16 protein-coding genes are annotated in these 18,240 nt (G+C 71.9%); 4 read left to right on the top strand and 12 right to left on the bottom strand.

Features of this window, described 5'->3' with window-relative positions:
* Positions 1-44: 44 nt before the first annotated feature.
* Positions 45-293: a hypothetical protein gene (locus tag ACGF3I_RS19055; protein WP_393133445.1), complete on the bottom strand. Its 249-nt coding sequence runs from the start codon at positions 291-293 to the stop codon at positions 45-47.
* Positions 294-508: 215 nt separating this feature from the next.
* On the opposite strand from ACGF3I_RS19055, the gene holA reads away from it, so the two are divergent.
* Positions 509-1,495, top strand: coding sequence for a DNA polymerase III subunit delta (gene holA, locus ACGF3I_RS19060; protein ID WP_393133447.1), 987 nt, complete (start codon positions 509-511; stop codon positions 1,493-1,495).
* Between the two features lie 407 nt (positions 1,496-1,902).
* Here the strand turns inward: holA and ACGF3I_RS19065 are convergent, their stop codons facing one another.
* From ACGF3I_RS19065 to ACGF3I_RS19090, 6 genes are all read right to left on the bottom strand, one after another.
* Positions 1,903-2,097, bottom strand: a complete 195-nt coding sequence (locus tag ACGF3I_RS19065; RefSeq protein WP_393133449.1) for an acyl-CoA carboxylase subunit epsilon — start codon at positions 2,095-2,097, stop codon at positions 1,903-1,905.
* A 9-nt stretch (positions 2,098-2,106) separates the two neighbouring features.
* Positions 2,107-3,678 carry an acyl-CoA carboxylase subunit beta gene (locus tag ACGF3I_RS19070; protein WP_393133523.1) on the bottom strand — a complete coding sequence of 524 codons (1,572 nt, stop codon included), beginning with the start codon at positions 3,676-3,678 and terminating at the stop codon, positions 2,107-2,109.
* A 124-nt stretch (positions 3,679-3,802) separates the two neighbouring features.
* Positions 3,803-4,777 (bottom strand): Gfo/Idh/MocA family protein, encoded by a 975-nt coding sequence (locus ACGF3I_RS19075; protein ID WP_393133451.1) that lies wholly within the window; start codon positions 4,775-4,777, stop codon positions 3,803-3,805.
* Positions 4,770-6,227: an NDP-hexose 2,3-dehydratase family protein gene (locus tag ACGF3I_RS19080; RefSeq protein WP_393133453.1), complete on the bottom strand. Its 1,458-nt coding sequence runs from the start codon at positions 6,225-6,227 to the stop codon at positions 4,770-4,772. The genes ACGF3I_RS19075 and ACGF3I_RS19080 overlap by 8 nt, the downstream gene beginning before the upstream one ends.
* Positions 6,228-6,278: 51 nt before the next feature.
* Positions 6,279-7,580 (bottom strand): lipopolysaccharide biosynthesis protein RfbH, encoded by a 1,302-nt coding sequence (rfbH, locus tag ACGF3I_RS19085; protein ID WP_393133455.1) that lies wholly within the window; start codon positions 7,578-7,580, stop codon positions 6,279-6,281.
* A 39-nt stretch (positions 7,581-7,619) separates the two neighbouring features.
* On the bottom strand, positions 7,620-8,645 hold the full coding sequence (locus ACGF3I_RS19090; protein ID WP_393133457.1) for an NAD-dependent epimerase/dehydratase family protein: 1,026 nt from the start codon (positions 8,643-8,645) through the stop codon (positions 7,620-7,622).
* Positions 8,646-8,775: 130 nt separating this feature from the next.
* On the opposite strand from ACGF3I_RS19090, the gene ACGF3I_RS19095 reads away from it, so the two are divergent.
* A complete protein-coding gene (locus ACGF3I_RS19095; RefSeq protein WP_393133459.1) occupies positions 8,776-9,399 on the top strand; it encodes a dTDP-4-dehydrorhamnose 3,5-epimerase family protein in 624 nt (207 codons plus the stop codon).
* A 220-nt stretch (positions 9,400-9,619) separates the two neighbouring features.
* Here the strand turns inward: ACGF3I_RS19095 and ACGF3I_RS19100 are convergent, their stop codons facing one another.
* From ACGF3I_RS19100 to ACGF3I_RS19120, 5 genes are all read right to left on the bottom strand, one after another.
* Positions 9,620-11,224 (bottom strand): FAD-dependent oxidoreductase, encoded by a 1,605-nt coding sequence (locus ACGF3I_RS19100; protein WP_393133461.1) that lies wholly within the window; start codon positions 11,222-11,224, stop codon positions 9,620-9,622.
* Positions 11,221-12,237, bottom strand: coding sequence for a dTDP-glucose 4,6-dehydratase (gene rfbB / locus ACGF3I_RS19105; protein WP_393133462.1), 1,017 nt, complete (start codon positions 12,235-12,237; stop codon positions 11,221-11,223). The genes ACGF3I_RS19100 and rfbB overlap by 4 nt, the downstream gene beginning before the upstream one ends.
* Positions 12,234-13,301, bottom strand: coding sequence for a glucose-1-phosphate thymidylyltransferase (locus ACGF3I_RS19110; protein WP_393133464.1), 1,068 nt, complete (start codon positions 13,299-13,301; stop codon positions 12,234-12,236). Before ACGF3I_RS19110 ends, rfbB begins: the two co-directional genes overlap by 4 nt.
* A gap of 95 nt (positions 13,302-13,396) precedes the next feature.
* Entirely contained in the window at positions 13,397-13,972 is a 576-nt protein-coding gene (gene ssuE, locus ACGF3I_RS19115) for an NADPH-dependent FMN reductase (RefSeq protein WP_393133466.1), read from the bottom strand.
* Between the two features lie 72 nt (positions 13,973-14,044).
* Positions 14,045-15,187 carry a MupA/Atu3671 family FMN-dependent luciferase-like monooxygenase gene (locus tag ACGF3I_RS19120; RefSeq protein ID WP_393133468.1) on the bottom strand — a complete coding sequence of 381 codons (1,143 nt, stop codon included), beginning with the start codon at positions 15,185-15,187 and terminating at the stop codon, positions 14,045-14,047.
* A 410-nt stretch (positions 15,188-15,597) separates the two neighbouring features.
* Between ACGF3I_RS19120 and ACGF3I_RS19125 the strand changes: the two genes are divergently transcribed.
* Together ACGF3I_RS19125 and ACGF3I_RS19130 are read left to right on the top strand one after the other, a co-directional pair.
* Entirely contained in the window at positions 15,598-17,118 is a 1,521-nt protein-coding gene (locus tag ACGF3I_RS19125; protein ID WP_393133469.1) for a class I adenylate-forming enzyme family protein, read from the top strand.
* A 48-nt stretch (positions 17,119-17,166) separates the two neighbouring features.
* Positions 17,167-17,430 (top strand): phosphopantetheine-binding protein, encoded by a 264-nt coding sequence (locus tag ACGF3I_RS19130; protein WP_393133471.1) that lies wholly within the window; start codon positions 17,167-17,169, stop codon positions 17,428-17,430.
* The last annotated feature ends 810 nt before the right edge of the window (positions 17,431-18,240 follow it).

An 18,240-nucleotide genomic window follows, 5' to 3' on the forward strand; every position in this document is an offset into this window, starting at 1 on the left:
GCGGTGGCCGTGATCCTGGCCGCGCCGAAGTGAAGGCGGATGGTTCAGGGGGATTCCAGCCAGCCGTCGTGGTCCGCGACGAGGGTGTCCAGGGCCTTCGGGTCCAGGCGGGCGCCGGGGTCCTCCACGACGACGAGCCACTGGGCGTCCTCGGCGTCGTCCTCGCCGGCCAGGGCGTCCCGGACCAGATGGGGTTCCTCGGCGAGGCCGAACCGGTCGGTGAGCTCGGTGGCGACGTCCTCGGCGGCGTCGCGGTCCGGGAGCACCAGTACGTGTCGGGTCACATCGTTCACCTGGCCATTCTGCTGCATGGCGCCGTGCGGCCCGGGGCCTGGCCCCGGCCCCCCGCCCGGGTCCGTTCTCCGCCTGGCCCCGGCCTGGCTCCGGTCGGTCCCTGGGCCGTCCCGCGTCCGGTACGCGGTCCGGCCCCGGTCCGGCCTCGGGGCCTACCCGGGGCCACTCCCAGGCGTTCCGTGGGTGTCAGTGGGGCGTGGGATGCTGGACGGCGATGGCCACCAGGAAGAATTCCACCGACGATCCGCTCGCCCCCGTCACGCTCGCCGTGGGCCAGGAGGACCTGCTGCTCGACCGCGCCGTGCAGCAGGTGGTGGCGGCCGCCCGGGCCGCCGACCCCGACACCGATGTACGCGACCTGACCTCCGACCAGCTCCAGCCGGGAACGCTCGCCGAGCTCACGAGCCCTTCGCTCTTCGCCGAGCGGAAGGTCGTGGTCGTCCGCAACGCGCAGGACCTGTCGGCCGACACGGTCAAGGACGTGAAGGCGTACCTCGACGCGCCCGCCGAGGAGATCACGCTGGTGCTGCTGCACGCCGGCGGGGCCAAGGGCAAGGGGCTGCTCGACGCGGCCCGCAAGGCAGGGGCGCGGGAAGTGGCGTGCCCCAAGACGACGAAGCCGGCCGAGCGGCTCACTTTCGTACGGCAGGAGTTCCGGGTGCTGGGGCGTTCGGCCACGCCCGAGGCGTGCCAGGCGCTGGTCGACTCCATCGGCAGTGACCTGCGCGAGCTGGCCTCCGCGGTGTCCCAGCTGTGCGCGGACGTCGAGGGCACGATCGACGAGGAGGTCGTCGGGCGCTACTACACGGGGCGGGCCGAGGCGTCCAGCTTCACCGTCGCTGACCGGGCGGTCGAGGGGCGGGCGGCGGAGGCCTTGGAGGCCCTGCGCTGGTCGCTGTCGACCGGGGTCGCGCCGGTGCTCATCACCAGTGCGCTGGCGCAGGGGGTCCGGGCGATCGGGAAGCTGTCCTCCGCGCGGGGTGGGCGGCCGGCGGATCTTGCGCGGGAGTTGGGGATGCCGCCGTGGAAGATCGATCGGGTGCGGCAGCAGATGCGGGGGTGGACGCCGGAGGGGGTTTCTCTGGCCCTGCGGGCCGTGGCTGAGGCTGATGCGGGGGTCAAGGGTGGGGGGGATGATCCTGAGTACGCTCTCGAAAAGGCGGTTGTCGCCATTGCGCGGGCGGCTCGCATCGGGCGCTAGCGGGTCCGCTTTTTGCGCCGTTCCGCGCGCCCCTGGTGGGCCGGCTGCGCCTGGCCCCCTTGCGGTTTGACGCCGTCTGCAGGGCGTGGTCGCTTTTTGCGCCGTTCCCCGCGCCCCTGGGCCCGTTGTTGTCTGCGGGTCGTGGTTGCTTCTCGCGCCGTTCCCCGCGCCCCTGGTGGGCCCGGCTGCGCCTGGCCCCCTTGCGGTTTGACGTCGTCTGCAGGGCGTGGTCGCTTTTTGCGCCGTTCCCCGCGCCCCTGGGCCCGTTGTTGTCTGCGGGTCGTGGTCGCTTCTCGCGCAGTTCCTCGCGCCCCTGGTGGGCCGGCTGCGCCTGGCCCCTTGCAGCTTGGGGCGTGTGCGGGCCCGGTCGCGCCCCGCAGGTGTTCTGCGGGGGCGGGGCTCGGGGGTCAGGCGGCTCGGCGCCAGCTTACGGGGGGGTTGTAGGGGTGGCGGCGCCAGGCTGCCAGGGGGATGACGGGGGCCAGGGTGGGTTCGGGTTGGCCCGTCAGGGAGAGCAGGACCACGGCCAGGGCGGCCAGTTCCGCGTCGGTGGGGTCACCCTTCAGTACGCGGAACAGCGGTTCAGGCGATTCGTTCGGCACTCTCGCTCCTCACTGCGGGGGGTTGCCGTGCTTGCGGGACGGCAGGTCGGCGTGCTTCGTCCGGAGCATTGCCAGCGCGGCGGCCAGCACCGCCCTGGTCTCGGCCGGGTCGATCACGTCGTCGACCAGGCCGCGCTCGGCCGCGTAGTACGGGTGCATCAGCTCCGACTTGTAGGCCGCGATCTTCTCGGCGCGGACCCCCTCCGGGTCGGCCGAACTCGCGATCTCGCGGCGGAAGATGACGTTCGCCGCGCCCTCGGCGCCCATGACCGCGATCTCGTTGGTGGGCCAGGCGTAGGTGAGGTCGGCGCCGATGGACTGGGAGTCCATGACGATGTAGGCGCCGCCGTAGGCCTTGCGCAGGATCAGCGAGATGCGCGGCACCGTCGCGTTGCAGTACGCGTACAGCAGCTTCGCGCCGTGCCGGATGATCCCGCCGTGCTCCTGCGAGACGCCCGGCAGGAAGCCCGGCACGTCGACCATCGTCAGCAGCGGGATGTTGAAGGCGTCGCAGAGCTGGACGAAGCGCGCCGCCTTCTCGCTCGCCTCGATGTCGAGGACGCCCGCGAGGAACTGCGGCTGATTGGCCAGGATGCCCACCACCCGGCCGTCGATCCGGGCCAGCGCGCAGATGATGTTGCGGGCCCAGTGCTCGTGGACCTCCAGGAGGTCGCCGTGGTCGACGATCTCCTCCAGGACCTTCCGCATGTCGTACGGGCGGTTGCCGTCGGCCGGCACCAGGTCGAGCAGGTCGTCGTTGCGGCGGTCCGCCGGGTCGTCGCCGGGCAGCGGCGGCGGCATCTCGCGGTTGTTGGAGGGGAGCATCGAGATGAGGTAGCGGACCTCGGCGAGGCAGCTCTCCTCGTCGTCGTGGACGAAGTGGGCCACGCCCGACACTCCGGCGTGCACGTCCGCGCCGCCGAGGCCGTTCTGGGTGATCTCCTCGCCCGTCACCGCCTGCACCACGTCAGGTCCCGTGATGAACATCTGGGACGTGTCGCGGACCATGAAGACGAAGTCGGTGAGGGCGGGGCTGTAGGCGGCGCCGCCGGCGCAGGGGCCGAGCATCACGCTGATCTGCGGGATGACGCCGGAGGCCTTGGTGTTGCGCTGGAAGATGCCGCCGTAGCCGGCGAGCGCGGACACGCCCTCCTGGATACGGGCGCCCGCGCCGTCGTTCAGGGACACCAGCGGGGCACCGGCCGCGATGGCCATGTCCATGATCTTGTGGATCTTCGTGGCGTGCGCCTCGCCGAGCGCGCCGCCGAAGATCCGGAAGTCATGGGCGTACACGAAGACCGTGCGGCCCTCCACCGTGCCCCAGCCGGTGATCACACCGTCGGTGTACGGCTTCTTCGCCTCCAGTCCGAAGCCCGTCGCCCGGTGCCGGCGCAGCTGCTCGACCTCCTGGAAGCTGCCCGGGTCGAGGAGCAGGTCGATGCGCTCGCGGGCGGTCAGTTTCCCCTTGGCGCGCTGGGCCTCGGTGGCCTTCTCGCTGGGGCCGAGCCTGGCCTGCTCGCGCAGGACGTGCAGTTCGGCGACGCGCACGGCCGCGGTCTGGGGCGGCGGCTGCTCAGTCACGGTCACGGTCGGTCCTTTCCTCTTCCGAGGTTTCCGAAGTCGATGTCATGGGCGCGGAGCCCGCTCGTGCGGAGCCCGCTCGTGCGGAGCCCGCTCATGCGGGACTCGCTCATGCGGAGCCCGCTCATGCGTGGGCCCGGGCGCGGACCGCGTCGAGCAGACTCGCCTGCTCAAGGCACTCCCCGGCGTCCGGCGACTCGGGGGCGCCGGAGCGCACCGCGCGTACGAACGCCTGCACGGTGGCGGCCACTTGGTCGTGCGGCGCCAGGTTCAGCTCGCGCGGCCCGTGCGCATCCGTGATCCACACCGCCGGCTTGTGGTCGGCGGGCGGGGTGAACGCGGGCTCGACGCGGATCCGGCCCTCGCTTCCCCACAGCTCGTACGCCGAGCGGTAGGCGTGCTCCATGCCGAACGCCAGCTGTCCGAGCACCCCGGCGGGCGAGCGCACGAGCACCGCGCCCGAGGTCTCCACCGCCGCGCCGTCCCCGTGCTCCAGCGCGGCGCCGACGATCTCCAGGCCCGCCCCCAGGAAGTACAGGGCGGCGCGCACCGGGTAGTAGCCGACGTCGAGCAGCGCGCCGCCGCCGAGCTCGGGACGGTGCCTGATGTTCCCGGCCGCGAGCGCGGGGATCGCGAACGCCGCGCTGAACGAGCGGAGTTGACCGATCGCGCCGCTGTTCACCAGCTCCCGTACGACCGAGTGCTGGGGATGGTGGACGAACATGACGTTCTCCATCAGCACCAGGCCCGACGTGCGGGCCTGGTCCAGCAGTGCCTCGGTGGTCCAGCGGTCCGCGGTGAGGGGCTTTTCGGCCAGTACGTGCTTGCCGGCGCGCAGGGCCCGGCCGGCCCATTCGGCGTGCAGGGAGATGGGCAGCGGTACGTACACCGCGTCCACGTCGTCCCGGGTGAGGACCGCGTCGTAGGACTCGACTGCCGCGCAGCCGAACTGGTCCGCGACCTCCCGAGCGCGGGCGCCGTCCCGGCTCGCCACCGCGGCCAGCTCGATGTCGGGGTCCGCCGCCATGGCGGGCAGCACCCGGCGGCGGGCGATGTCGGCGGTGCCGAGAACGGCGACGCGCAGGGGTCGTTCAGTCATCCGTCAGATGTCCCATGGCGTTGAGGCAGGCGAGGAGGGTCCTGGCCTGCACATTGACGTAGTGGCCGTGCTTGATCAGCTCGGTGAGCTGGCCGACGGTCACCCACTGGTAGCCGGTCGGCGGCTCGATCGGGGCTTCCTGCTCGTCGGCCTCGATGACGAGGTAGCGGTTCTCCGCGTACAGGAACCGGCCGCCCTCCTCGGAGTGGATGGCGTCGTAGCGGATGCGGTCGGGGTCCGCGTTCAGGACGAGGTCCAGGAACGGCGGGCGGACCTGGAGGCCCTCGAAGTTGTCCGGCGAGCACTGCACGGTGGGGGCCAGTTCGACCGTGTCGAGGAAGCCGCCCTCGACCTTGGCGTTGGCCAGGACGTGCAGCACGCCGTCGAAGGAGCGGGCCAGGAACGCCGCGATGCCGCGGCTGCACGGCTCGATCAGCGGCTGCGTCCAGCTGGTCACCTCGCGGTTGCCGGCCTGCACCTCGACCGCGACCACGTTGAACCAGCGGCCGTCGTCCTTGCCGATGCGCGCCTCGTCGCGGGTCCAGCCCGGCACCTCGTCCAGGGGGATGCGGTCCGCCTGCACGTCGTAGCGCGAACGCTCGGCGGTGAACCAGGACAGCAGGTCGACGTCCGTGAGCAGGGCGCCGGCGCGGGGGTCGCGCGAGCGGGCCAGGGACTGGCTGAACTCGTCGTCGCGTACGGCGCCCGCGCGGTAGGCCGGCAGGCAGGCCAGGACCGTGCGCGAGTCCATGTTCACCAGGTTGTCCTGGTGCAGGAGTTGAGCGATCTGACCCAGCGTCAGCCAGCAGAAGTCCTCGTCGAGCGGCACGTCGCCGTCGACCTCGACGATCATGTTGCGGTTGCTCTTGTGGTAGAACCACGAGCCGTGCTCGGACTGCAGCACGTCGGCGAGGATGCGGCCCCGCCCACTGCCGGTGAAGTACTCGATGTACTTGACGTCCGTGCCCTTGTGGACCTTCGTGTAGTTGCTGCGGGTGGCCTGCACGGTCGGGGAGAGCTGGAGCAGGTTGCGGTTGCCCGGCTCCATCTTGGCCTGCATCAGGAAGTGCAGGACGCCGTCGAACTCCTTGACCAGGATGCCGAGGATGCCGACCTCGGGCTGCTTGATGATGGGCTGGTACCACTCCTTGTGCGGGCCGTCGTCGGTCGTGACGTGCAGCCCCTCGACGCTGAAGAAGCGCCCGCTGGAGTGCACCAGGTTGCCCGTGTCCGGCTCGAAGGACCAGCCGCGCAGCTTGGAGAACGGTATGCGCTCGATGTGGAAGCGCCCGGCCTTCCGGCGCCCGGCGAACCAGTGGTGGAACTCCCCGGTGGTCAGGAGTCCGGCGGCGGTGGCCGCGGACGCCGCGATCCGGTCGGCGACCGACACCGGCTCACGGGGCCTGACCACCGGCTGAAGCTCCGTCAGCTCCGCAAGTGTCGACGACATGTACGCTCTCTCCTCGTCAAGGGATGCTGGGTTGAGGGGTGTCGGGGGCCGTCACCAGCCGGCGACGAAGTCCCGGATCGAGTTCGTCATGAAGTCGGTGTGCTCATCGGTGAGCCCCGGGTAGACGCCGATCCAGAAAGTCTGCTCGGTGATGATGTCGGAATTGGTCAGATCGCCCACGATGCGGTGCGGTGCGTCCACATAGGCGGGCTGGCGGGTCAGGTTGCCGGCGAACAGGTTGCGGGTGCCGATCTTCCGCTCTTCGAGGAAGTTCACCAACTCCTTGCGCCGGAACGGCGCGTCGGGGTCGACGGTGATGACGAAACCGAACCAGCTGGGCTCGCTGCCGAGGGTGGCCTCCGGCAGGATCAGGTGCGGGACGCCCTCCAGGCCCTCCCGCAGGCGCTGCCAGTTGCGGCGGCGCGCGGCGGTGAAGTCGTCGACCTTGTCGAGCTGGGTCAGACCGAGCGCGGCCTGGAGATCGGTGGCCTTCAGGTTGTAGCCGATGTGCGAGTAGATGTACTTGTGGTCGTAGCCGGCCGGCAGGGTGCCCAGCTGGTACTGGAAGCGCTTGAAGCAGCGGTCGCTCTCGCCCGGCTCGCACCAGCAGTCCCGGCCCCAGTCGCGCAGCGACTCCACGATGCGGGCCAGCGCCAGGTTCGAGGTCAGCACGCAGCCGCCCTCGCCCATCGTCAGGTGGTGCGCCGGATAGAAGCTGACCGTGGTCAAGTCCCCGAAGGTGCCGGTCAGTTGACCGTTGTAGAGGGAGCCGACCGCATCGCAGTTGTCCTCGACGAGGAAGAGGTCGTTCTCCTCGGCGATCTGCGCGACCTCGGCCACCTCGAAGGGGTTGCCGAGTGCGTGGGCGACCATGATGGCGCGGGTCTTGGGGCCGACGGCGGCCTTGATGCGCTCGGCGGTCGTGTTGTACGTCTTCAGCTCGACGTCCACGAAGACCGGGACGAGGCCGTTCTGCAGGATCGGGTTGACGGTGGTGGGGAAGCCCGCGGCCACCGTGATGACCTCGTCGCCGGGCTTGAGGCGGCGGTCCTCCAGGTGCGGCGAGGTGAGCGCCGACATGGCGAGCAGGTTGGCCGAGGAGCCGGAGTTCACCAGGTGGGCCTTGCGCCGCTTCATGTAGCGGGCGAAGCGGGACTCGAACTTGCGGGAGCTGGTGCCGGCGGCTATCCGCATGTCGAGCGCGGCCTCCACCAGGGCGACCCGGTCGGCCGGCTCCAGGACCGCACCGGACGGCCAGATCTCGCTGACGCCCGGCACGAACGCGCGGGACGGCTCCTTCTCCAGGTGGTACTCCCGCACAGCATCGAGAATCCGTGCCTTGGTGTCACTCATTTTGGCTGCCTCCATGGTCGTCAGTTCGGCACGAAGCCCTCAGCGGTGATCCGACACGGCCATCGTCGTGGGGGTGACTTGAAGGGCACTGGACAACGGCTCGCGATGCGCGGCGGCCCGGGCGTGGGCCAGCAGGTCGCGCAAGGAGTCGTCCAGGCTCCGGCGCGGCGACCAGCCGAGCAGGCGCCGCGCGCGCCCGATGTCCATGCGCTGCCACTCGGCCTCCGGCGGCCGGCCGCCCGCGCTCGGCGCCTCCACGATCTCGGCGGCGGCGCCCGCGAGTTCGGTCAGCCGGTGCACCAGGCTGCGTACCGAAGTCGCCTGCCCGCCACCGATGTTGAACACCTGCCCGGTGGTGTTCGAGCGGGCCGCGGCGAGTGCGGCCGCCGCCACGTCGCGCACGTCCACGAAGTCGCGGTGGGCGAGCAGCGGGGCCAGGCGCAGCGGTTCGGGCGCGGAGGTGGCCAGATGGTGGGCGACCATGCCGAGCAGGCTCGCCCGGTGGGTGCCGGGCCCCGACACGTTCGAGACGCGGAGCACCACGCCCTCGGCCCGTCCCTCGGCCGCGGCGTCCAGCAGCGCGCGGGCCCCGGCCAGCTTCGAGCGGCCGTAGGGGGTGACGGGCGCGGTGGGGGTGTCCTCGGTGATGCCCGTGCGCGGCACCGGGCCGTACTCGTGCACCGAGCCGAGCTGGACGAGCCGGGGCCGCGCGGGCAGGGGGGCGGTCGCCGAGACCAGGCGCCGCACCAGGTCGGCGTTGGCGCGCGTCATGTCGTCCTCGGTCGCCTGCCACACCGCGCCGGCCGCGTTCACCACCGTGCTCGCGCCGCGCTCGGCGAGCAGCTCCGCGATGCGTTCGGCATCCGCGTCGACGACGTCGAGCGCCGTCATTTCGTACGGAGTCGCGGGGCCGTGCACGCTGCGGGCGACGCCGGTCACCCGCCAGCCCGCCGCGTCGAACACCTCGCAGACGTGCCGCCCCACGAAGCCAGTGGCGCCGAGCACCACCACCGACCCGGCTGCGCCGCCGCCCCTGCCGCCTGCTCTTCGGTCGTTCACCGACACCGTGGCTACCTCCTGTATGCGCGGTTTGGGCGGCACTGTGGCGCGTCGCGCTCGGGGGCCGCTGGACCGCCGGACAGGTGTTCCTGCGGCGCTACCGGGACTTGAGTAGGGGCGCCTACCGTCCGGGACCATGAGGATCGAAGAGACCGCCGTACCGGACGCGTACCGCATCATGCCGAAGCTGCTGACGGACCCCCGCGGCAGTTTCCACGAGTCGTACCGCTACGACCTGCTGGCCGCCGAGACCGGGCACGCCTTCGTGCCGCGCCAGGTCAACTACTCGGCGTCCTCGCGCAATACGGTGCGCGGGCTGCACGGCGTGGCCATCCCGCCGGGCCAGGCGAAGCTGGTCAGCTGTGTGCGCGGGGCGCTGCTCGACGTGGTCGTGGACGTCCGCGTGGGCTCGCCCACGTTCGGCGAGCACGTGACGACGGTGCTGGACGCGCGGGAGGGGCGGGCGATGTTCGTCGCGGAGGGGCTCGCGCACGGGTTCGTGGCGCTGACCGACGACACGTGCATCAGCTACCTCTGCTCCACCGAGTACGTGCCCGGTACGCAGCTCGACCTGCGGGCCTTCGACCCCGAGCTCGGACTTCCCTGGTCCCGGTGGCTCACGGGGGACCCCGTGCTGTCCGAGAAGGACGCGGGGGCGCCGACCGTGGCGGAGGCCCTGGAGCTCGGGTTGCTTCCTGCGTATGCGCAGTGTCTCTCCCTGTACGGGAGTGGTGTTGAGGGGGCTCGGCGTGCGGCCTAGTTTCCGCCGGTCGGTTGTTCGGCCGCGGGCCGTGGGGGGCTGCTCGCGCAGTTCCCCGCGCCCCTGTAGGCGGCCCGGGGTCGGGTGGGGGTACGGTCCCGCGCCCCGGTAGGCGGCCCCGGGGCGCGTCCCTGTAGGTGGCCCCCCTGTAGGCAAGGCTGCGCGCACAGCGCTTGGGCCCGCTCCCGGACTGATCCGGTGGCGGGCCCAAGTCGTGTTCTCAGTAGGTGAGTTGACGGATCTCGGCGGGCTGGATCCCCAGGGAGGCCAGTGCGGTCGACGGGGTCTCCTTCGCAGTGCCGCGCGCGGCCAGGTAGCCGTCGGGGCGGATCAGGAGCCAGCTGCCCTCGGGGGCGCCCAGGGCGGTGGCGAGGTGGCCGGCCGGGTCGGACAGGGTGTCCGGGCCGGGGGTGTTGACCGTGCGGATCCGCACCGAGGGGCCGACGGGCGCCTCGGGGGCCGGGCCGAAGCTGAGCAACAGCCATTCGGGGCGCTGGAGTTCGGCCACCACCTCCTGCCAGCCGGGGCTGGTGGCGAGGACGGGGGCCGTGACCCGGGCGACCCGCTCACCGGGGCGCACCCCGGGCGACGCGGGGGAGGCGAGGGCCAGCGGGCCCGCCGCGTAGCCGAGGCCCAGTGCCGACATGCCGCCCATGATCTTGCGCTGGATGCGGCCCTTGACGGGCGGCAGCGAGCGCAGCACCGTGAACGCCGCGCGCAGCGCCGCCGCCGCCCTGCGGCTCTTGAGCTGCACCAGCATCGTGGCCATCCTGGTGGTGCGCAGCAACTCCGCTCCCACCGGCACCCGTTCGTCGCTGTAGCTGTCCAGGAGCGTGTCCGGGGCTTCCCCGCGCAGCACCGTGGCGAGCTTCCAGGACAGGTTGACGGCGTCCTGGACCCCGGTGTTCATGCCCTGCCCGGAGGCCGGGCTGTGCACATGGGCGGCGTCGCCCGCGAGCAGCACCCGGCCGTTGCGCATCCGGGCGATCATGCGCTGCTGGATGGTGAACACCGAGACCCAGGACGGCGATTCGACCACGGCCGGCTTGCCGGTACCCGTGGTGATCTTCGCCGAGAAGCGCCGGGCCACCATCGCGTCGTCGCCGCCGTAGGACGTCTCCGCGGTGTCGAGCAGGCGCCACTTGCCGGGCTCGGGGAACGGCACCATCATCACGGTGCCGGTGGGTGTGCGCATCCAGTGGATGCTGTCCTTGGGCAGGTCGCAGTGGACGGTGGCGTCCGCGATCAGCCAGGTCTCGCTGGACTCGCCCTCCAATTTGAGACCGAGCTGCTTGCGGATGGTGCTGTGCCCGCCGTCGGTGCCGACCAGCCATGCGGTGGTGACGGTCTCGGCCCGGCCGTCCGCGTGCACGAGGCGGGCCCGTACGCCGTCGTCGCCGAGGTCCTCGAACTCGGTGAGCCTGACGCCCCATTCGACCTCCACACCGCGGCGGGCCGTCGCGGTGCGCAGCACCTCCTCGGTGATGACCTGGTCGACCATCAGCGTGAAGGGGAAACGGGTGGGCAGCCGGCTGTAGTCGGTGTCGAAGCGGATGAGCCGGCGGCCGTTCTGGTGCAGCGTGAAGTGCTCCACCCGCTGGCCGCGCGGCAGCAGCTCGTCCAGGATGCCCATCTGGTCGTACGTCTCCAGGGTGCGGGCGTGCGTGGCGAGCGCCCTGCTGGTGGTGGCGGGGCCCGCCGCCGCGTCCACGAGCCGCACCCGCACACCGTGGCGGGCCAGCTCGTGGGCGGCGCTCAGGCCCACCGGCCCGGCGCCCACGACCAGGACCTCGGGTGCGGGCGCCGTTTCGCTGAGCAGGGTCACTTCTGGCCCTCCTGCGGCGCGTGCTTGACCGCCTTCCACCAGCCGGGGTTGTCGCGGTACCAGGCGGCGGTCTCGGCGAGGCCGTCCTCGAAGGAGATGCGCGGCGCGTAGCCGAGCTCCTCGGCGATCTTCGCCTCGCTGAGCGAGTAGCGCAGGTCGTGGCCCTTGCGGTCGGCGACCCGGACCACCTTCGACCAGTCGTTGCCGGTCAGTTCCAGGAGCCGTTCGGTGATCTGGCGGTTGGTCTGCTCGTTGCCGCCGCCCACGTTGTAGATCTCGCCCGCGCGGCCGCGGGTGAGGACGAGCTGGATGGCGCGGCAGTGGTCGTCCACGTGCAGCCACTCGCGGATGTTGGCGCCCTCGCCGTACAGCGGGACCGTCTCGCCTTCGAGGAGGTTGGTGACGAACCGCGGGATGAGCTTCTCGGGGTGCTGGTAGGGGCCGTAGTTGTTGGAGCAGCGGGTGATCGACACGTTCAGGCCGTGCGTGCGCCAGTAGGCACGGGTGATCAGGTCCGAGCCCGCCTTGGAGGCGGCGTACGGGGAGTTGGGCAGCAGCGGCCACTCCTCGGTCCAGGAGCCCTCGTCGATGGAGCCGTACACCTCGTCGGTCGAGACGTGCACCACGCGCCGGACGCCGGCGCGCAGCGCGGCCTCCATGACGTTCTGGGTGCCGCCGACGTTGGTGGCGATGAACTCGGCGGCCGATTCGAGGGAGCGGTCCACGTGCGACTCGGCGGCGAAGTGGACGACCGCGTCGTGGCCCGGGAAGAGCTCCAGGAGCAGCGGCAGGTCGCAGATGTCGCCCTCGACGAAGGTCAGGCGGGGGTGCTCGGCGGGGAGGTTCTCGCGGTTGCCGGCGTAGGTGAGCTTGTCGAGGACGGTGACCTCGGCGTTCTCGTAGCCCTCGTAGCCGCCCTCCAGGAGGGTGCGGACGTAGTGCGAGCCGATGAAGCCCGCGCCGCCGGTGACCAGGATCTTGTTCATGGCGCTCTGCTCCGTGTCGTTCGTCATGCCGCGACCTCCACGCGGGTGTGGTCGCCGACCACCAGGCGGTGGTGGCGGCTTGCCAGGTCGATCCCCGTCACGGCCGCCGACCTGCCGAGCAGGGAGCCGTGCAGGCCCCGCACCGCGGAGATCGTCGCACCGTCGAGGGCGATCGAGTAGTCGAGATGGGTGCCGGACAGGACGCAGTCCCGGCCGATGGACGTGTGCGGCCCGACGTGGCTGTCCTCCAGGACGGTGCCCGCGCCGATCACGACGGGGCCCTCCACGAAGGACCGCGAGATCCTCGCGCCGGGCTCGACGACGACCGCGCCGATCAGCACGCTCTGGTCGTCGACCTCGCCCTCCACCCGGCGCTCGATGCCGTCCAGGAGCATCTGGTTGCACTCCAGGACGTCCTCGACGCGGCCGGTGTCCTTCCAGTACCCGCGGTACTCCTGGGCCCGGACGGTGGAGCCGTTGGTGACCAGCCACTGGATGGCGTCGGTGATCTCCAGCTCGCCGCGCGCGCTCGGCACGATCGAGTCGACGGCCCGGTGGATGGCCGGGGTGAAGAAGTAGACGCCGATCAGGGCGAGGTTGGAGCGCGGCACCGGGGGCTTCTCCACGAGGCGCTCCACGACGCCGGTCGCGTCCACCTCGGCGACGCCGAAGGCGCGCGGGTCCTCGACCTGGGCGACCAGCACCTGGGCCGCGGGGCGCAGCGCGTGGAACTCCGCGGCGGCCTCCCCGATGCCCTCGGGGAGCATGTTGTCGCCGAGGTACATGACGAAGTCGTCGTCGCCGAGGAAGTCCTGGGCCAGCTGCACGCACTGGGCGAGGCCCTTGGGGCTCTCCTGCGGGATGTAGGTGATCTCGACGCCGAGCCGCGAGCCGTCGCCGAGGGCCTCGGCTATCTCCTCGACGTGGTTGCCGACGATGATGCCGATCTCGGTGACGCCGAGGTCGCGGATGTTGTCGAGCACCCGCTCAAGGACGGGCTTGTTGGCGATCGGGATGAGCTGCTTGGGCATGGAGTAGCTGAACGGGCGCAGTCGGCTTCCCGTACCGCCGCTCAGAACCAGAGCCTTCATGGGGTCCTCTTCTGTCGTGGTTCCGTCGTGGTCGACACATCAACAGGCACATGCATGGGGGACGTTGCACAGCGATTCATGACAGCGATTCCGGGTCAGGCGGCGGGCACCAGCCGGACGGTCGGGGCGGAGGTCTCGGTGAGGCTCTCCACCAGGTCGGCGAAGGTGTCGGTGGCCCGGTGCAGCAGGGCCTCCGTGTCGGGCTCCAGGCCGGCGAAGCCGCCCGGGCCCTTGCGGATGCCGCCCGCGTGCACGAAGAAGCTCTCCGCGACCGCCCGCGGCTTCATCGACATCAGGACCGGACGCAGCCCGTAGTCCAGGGCCAGCACATGAGCGAGCGAGCCGCCGGTGGCCAGCGGCAGCACCACCTTGCCCTCCAGGGCGAACTGCGGCAGCACGTCCAGGAAGGACTTCAGCAGCCCCGAGTACCCCGCCTTGTAGACGGGAGTGGCCAGCACGATGGCGTCGGCCCGGGCGAACTGCTTTGCGGCGTCCGCGAGTTGGGGATGCGAGGCGTCGGCCCGCAGGAGCTCGGCGGCCGGCAGGGTGCGCACGCAGAGCGTCTGCACCCGGTGCCCGCGGCCGGCGAGCCGGTCCGCCGCGAGGGTCAGGACGCTGTGGGTGCTGGAGACCGGCGACGGGCTGCCGGAGACGGCGAGGATCGTCGGCATGGACAACCTCCAGATGATCGGTGGGAGAGGCTTCTTGCTCCGGTCGGGGGCGGGCGCTCCGCCGCCCGGGGGTCAGGCGGCGAGCACCGGCTCGGCCGGGACGGCGGCCGCCGTGCGCACCGCCGCGACGCGTTCGAGGGAGGCGAGCACGAGCGCCGGGTCGGCGACGAAGTCCACCAGGCAGGCGATCTCGTCGACGCCGGCCGCGCGCACCCGCCGCGCGGTCTCGGTGCACTCCTGGACGGAGCCGATGAGGGAGTTGCCGGACAGGTACCGGTTGACGCCCAGCTCGGCCAGCTTGCGCTGGGCCTTCACCGCGGACAGCACCTCGCGCCCCTGCTTGTTGCCGCTCATCCGGCCGCCGGCCTCGACCGCGAGGGCCTCCAGGTCGATCGCGGAGAGCAGGTAGTCGCGCAGGCTGCCGCCGCCGACCTCGCGGGCCCCGGCCGCGTCGTCGGCGACATAGGTGTGCATCATGACGGTGACCGTGCCCGGGCCCTCCCAGCCGGCCTCGGCGCGGGCCGCCCGGTACAGGGCGATCTTGTCGCCGAGCGACTCGACGTCCTGGTTCTCCAGGTGGGTCAGGATGTTGCAGCCGAGCCGCCCCGCCTCGCGGAAGGTGCCCTCGCTGCGCGACGCGGTCACCCACACCGACAGGTCCTCCTGGACCGGGCGGGGGAAGACGGGCAGCGTGGTCTCGGCGCCGAGCGGGTTGGGGCCGGTCCAGTGGCCGGTGCGCCAGGCGGTCCTGATGTCGCCGACGTCCTTGATCATCTGCTCGCGCCGGGTCTCGTACTTCTCCGGCGCGATCACGAAGTCGTTGACGTTCCAGCCGGAGCCCACCGAGATCGCGACCCGGCCCCCGGAGATGCCGTCCACCATCGCGAAGTCCTCGACGATGCGGGCGGCCGGGTGCAGCGGGGTCACGACACTGCCGGCCCTGATCTGGACGCGTTCGGTCACCGCGGCGATCGCCGCCGAGGTCACCGCCGGGTTCGGGAAGGCACCGCCGAAGCGGTGGAAGTGCCGCTCGGGCGTCGAGACGAAACCGAAGCCGAGCTGGTCGGCGCGGCGCGCCGCGTCCAGCATCAGCCGGTAGGTCTCCTCGGCCCGGTCGCCGACCGCGGCGAAGAAGAAGACACCGAAGTCCAGCGGCCGCTCACCTGCCGAGCCGTCCGCATCCTTGCTGCCGGTCTGCCGGGAATCCGCGTTCATGTAGCGCTGCCTCCTTCCCCGTCGGACGTCGTCGCGGCGGGGTCGTCACCATGGGGCTTGCTGCCCGGCGACACCATGGGGCGCCCTCCTCGTACCGGACTTGAGCCCCGCGCAGCTGCCGACCGCTCCAGTGCGGCTCAAGTGCCGCGCGAGCGCGGGCCGTTGGGATGGATTCGAGCGAGATCCGAGGGAGGCCCGATGCCGGGTGCGCGGCGACACCGACCCCGCCCAGGGGTCGCGGAAGGCCGCACGACCGGCCACGGACCGCCCGCGGCGGCGACGCACCCCCACAAGGTTGCGGGCCCGGGCCCCGCGGGGCCGGTGTCCACCACCACTCGACCGGGGGTCGAGACGGTCCCCGCACGCTCAGGGGGACCGACCTTCCGTTCCGATGACCACGAGGTTGCTGGATGACGACTCAGACGCTGGTTGCCGCGGACACCGGCACCGACACCGTCCACGGACTGCTCGCGGCGGCCGTGGCCGCACGGCCCGACGCCCCCGCGGTGCGCGACGCCTCGGGCGTGTGGACCTACGCGGAACTGGACGCCTGGTCGAGGGCGTACGCCGACTGGCTCACCGCCCGGGGCGTGGGCCACGGGGACCGGGTCCTGGTCCGGGTGGGCAACACCCGCGCCTTCACCGCCCTGATGTTCGGCGCGCTGCGCCGCGGCATCGCCTTCGTGCCGGTCAACCCGGCGATGAAGCGGTTCCACCTGAACACCGTCGTGCCGGACTGCGACCCCGTCCTCGTGATCGGCGAGAGCGCCCAAGACGCCGCCGTGCTGCGGGAGTTGACGGACCGGCCGGTCGTCGAGCTGGACGAGGTGCGCCGCGGCGCCGAGGCGCTGTACGAGACCGGGCCCGGCTCGGACGAGGCTCTCGTCGCGCCGGACGACCTCGGCCTGCTCATCTACACCTCGGGCTCGACCTCCGCGCCCAAGGCCGTGGTGAGTACCCACGCCCCGATCGTCTTCGCCGCCCGCGCCATCCAGGCCCGGCTCGGCTACCGCGAGGACGACGTCGTCCTGGTCGCGGTGCCGGTCTCCTTCGACTACGGGCTCTACCAGATCCTGCTGTCCGTGATCGCGGGCGCCCAGGTGGTGCTCACCTCGCCGGACCGCCACGTACGGCTGCTCTCCACGCTGCACGAGCACGGCGTCACCGTCGTCCCGCTGGTGCCCTCGCTCGGCGAGATGCTGCTCACGCTCGCCCGGCGCGACCGCCGCGAGGCGCCCCCGGTGCGGCTGTTCACCAACACCGGCGCGGCCCTGACGGGGCCCGTCATTGCCCAGCTGCGCGCGGCCTTCCCACAGGCCCGGGTCTCCCCGATGTTCGGCACCACCGAGTGCAAGCGGATCACCGTGCTCGAACCGGACGGCGACATCGAGCGCCCCGGCTCGGTCGGCCGCGCCCTCGACGGCACCGAGGTGCTGATCCTGGACGACGACGGACGGCTCCTGCCGGCCGGTACCGTCGGCGAGATCTGTGTGCGCGGGCCGCACATCATGACCGGCTACTGGCGGGCGCCGGAGCAGACCGCGCTGCGGTTCCGCCCCGACCCGGTCACCGGCGAGATCACCCTGCACACCGGCGACTACGGACACCTCGACGCCGACGGCCACCTCTACTTCGAGGGGCGGCGCGACGACCTGTTCAAGCGCAAGGGCGTCCGCATGGGCACCCTGGAGATCGAGACGGCCGCACTCGACATCGCGGGCGTGTCGGCCGCCGCCGCGCTGGCCCCGGCCGATGGCCACGACCTCACGCTGTACGCCGTCACCGCTCTGACGCCCGACGAGGTGCTCGCCGAACTCACCGAGCGCCTGGAGGCCGCCAAGGTGCCTGCCGCCTGCCACCTGCTCGACGCGCTTCCGCTCACCCCGAACGGCAAGACCGACAAGCAGCGGCTGCGCCGCGAACAGAAATGACCCGGATCGCGACTCCCCGAGTCGGTTACCCCGTAAGGAGATTGAGCCATGACCACCACTGACGTCTCGTGGGACGCCGGCTTCCAAGAGCTGCTGACCTCGGTCCTGCCGCGGATCACCGTCCCGCTCGACCCCGCGCTCGACCTCAAGGCGATCGGCCTCGACTCGATGGCCACCATCGAGCTGCTGGTCCGTCTTGAGGACCAGTACGACGTGGAGATCCCCGAGGACAGGCTCACCGCCGCCACCTTCGCGACGCCGGGTGCGCTGTGGGCGGTTCTCGCCGCGCAGCGCGGGGCCGTTCGCGCCTGAGGGGCGCCCGCCCCGGTCTCCGCTTTCCGCCGTTCCGCCCAACCCCGCCGTTCCATCCAACCCCCCACCCCTGTACGTCCTTTGGAGGACATCATGAGCCACCTCATCATCGGTCTCGCCGTTACCGTCGTCGTCTGCCTCGTCGTGAAGTTCGGGGGGGATGCGCTGAAGAAGCGGCGTGGCTGAGGCTGCGGGTTGGCCCTGGCGCGGCCCGTCTCCCATCGGGGGCGGGCCCTTCGCCATGCCCGGGGTCCGCACCCCGGCCGCCCGCCCGCTGCGGCTGTGCCCCAGGCCCCGGGGGGTTCGCCCACCCGCCCGCCCGTGCAGCGGGTTGCATCGGCTGAGCCCTGGGGCTCCGCCCCAGACCCCGGGGGCGCTTGCCCACCCACCCACCCGTGACGGGCACCGAGAAGTCGAGCCCTGGGGCTGCGCCCCAGACCCCCTGAGGGGCTCCGCCCCTCGAACCCCGATCGCGCCTGAACGGCGCTCGTCCTCAATCGCCGGACGGGCTGAGGATGCGCATGCTGGCCCGCACCGGTGCGGTTAGGGGCGCGGGGAACTGCGCAAGAAGCGACCACGGCCCGCACACGACCTCGGGGTCAGGGGCGCGGGGAACGGCGCAAACCCCGGGTACTCCGGTCCCGCCAAGGGGCGCGGGGAACTGCGCGACCAGCCACGCACGGTCCGCAGGCGACCGAGGGGTTCAGGGGCGCGGGGAACTGCGCGAACCCCGGGCCGGTCCTGCGGCGAGGGCGTGGGTGCGGGGTGGCACGCAAAAGCAGGGCCCTGCCGGATAGGCAGGGCCCTGCT

Origin of the sequence: Streptomyces sp. NPDC048111, assembly GCF_043202815.1 — a bacterium.
Lineage (GTDB): Bacteria > Actinomycetota > Actinomycetes > Streptomycetales > Streptomycetaceae > Streptomyces.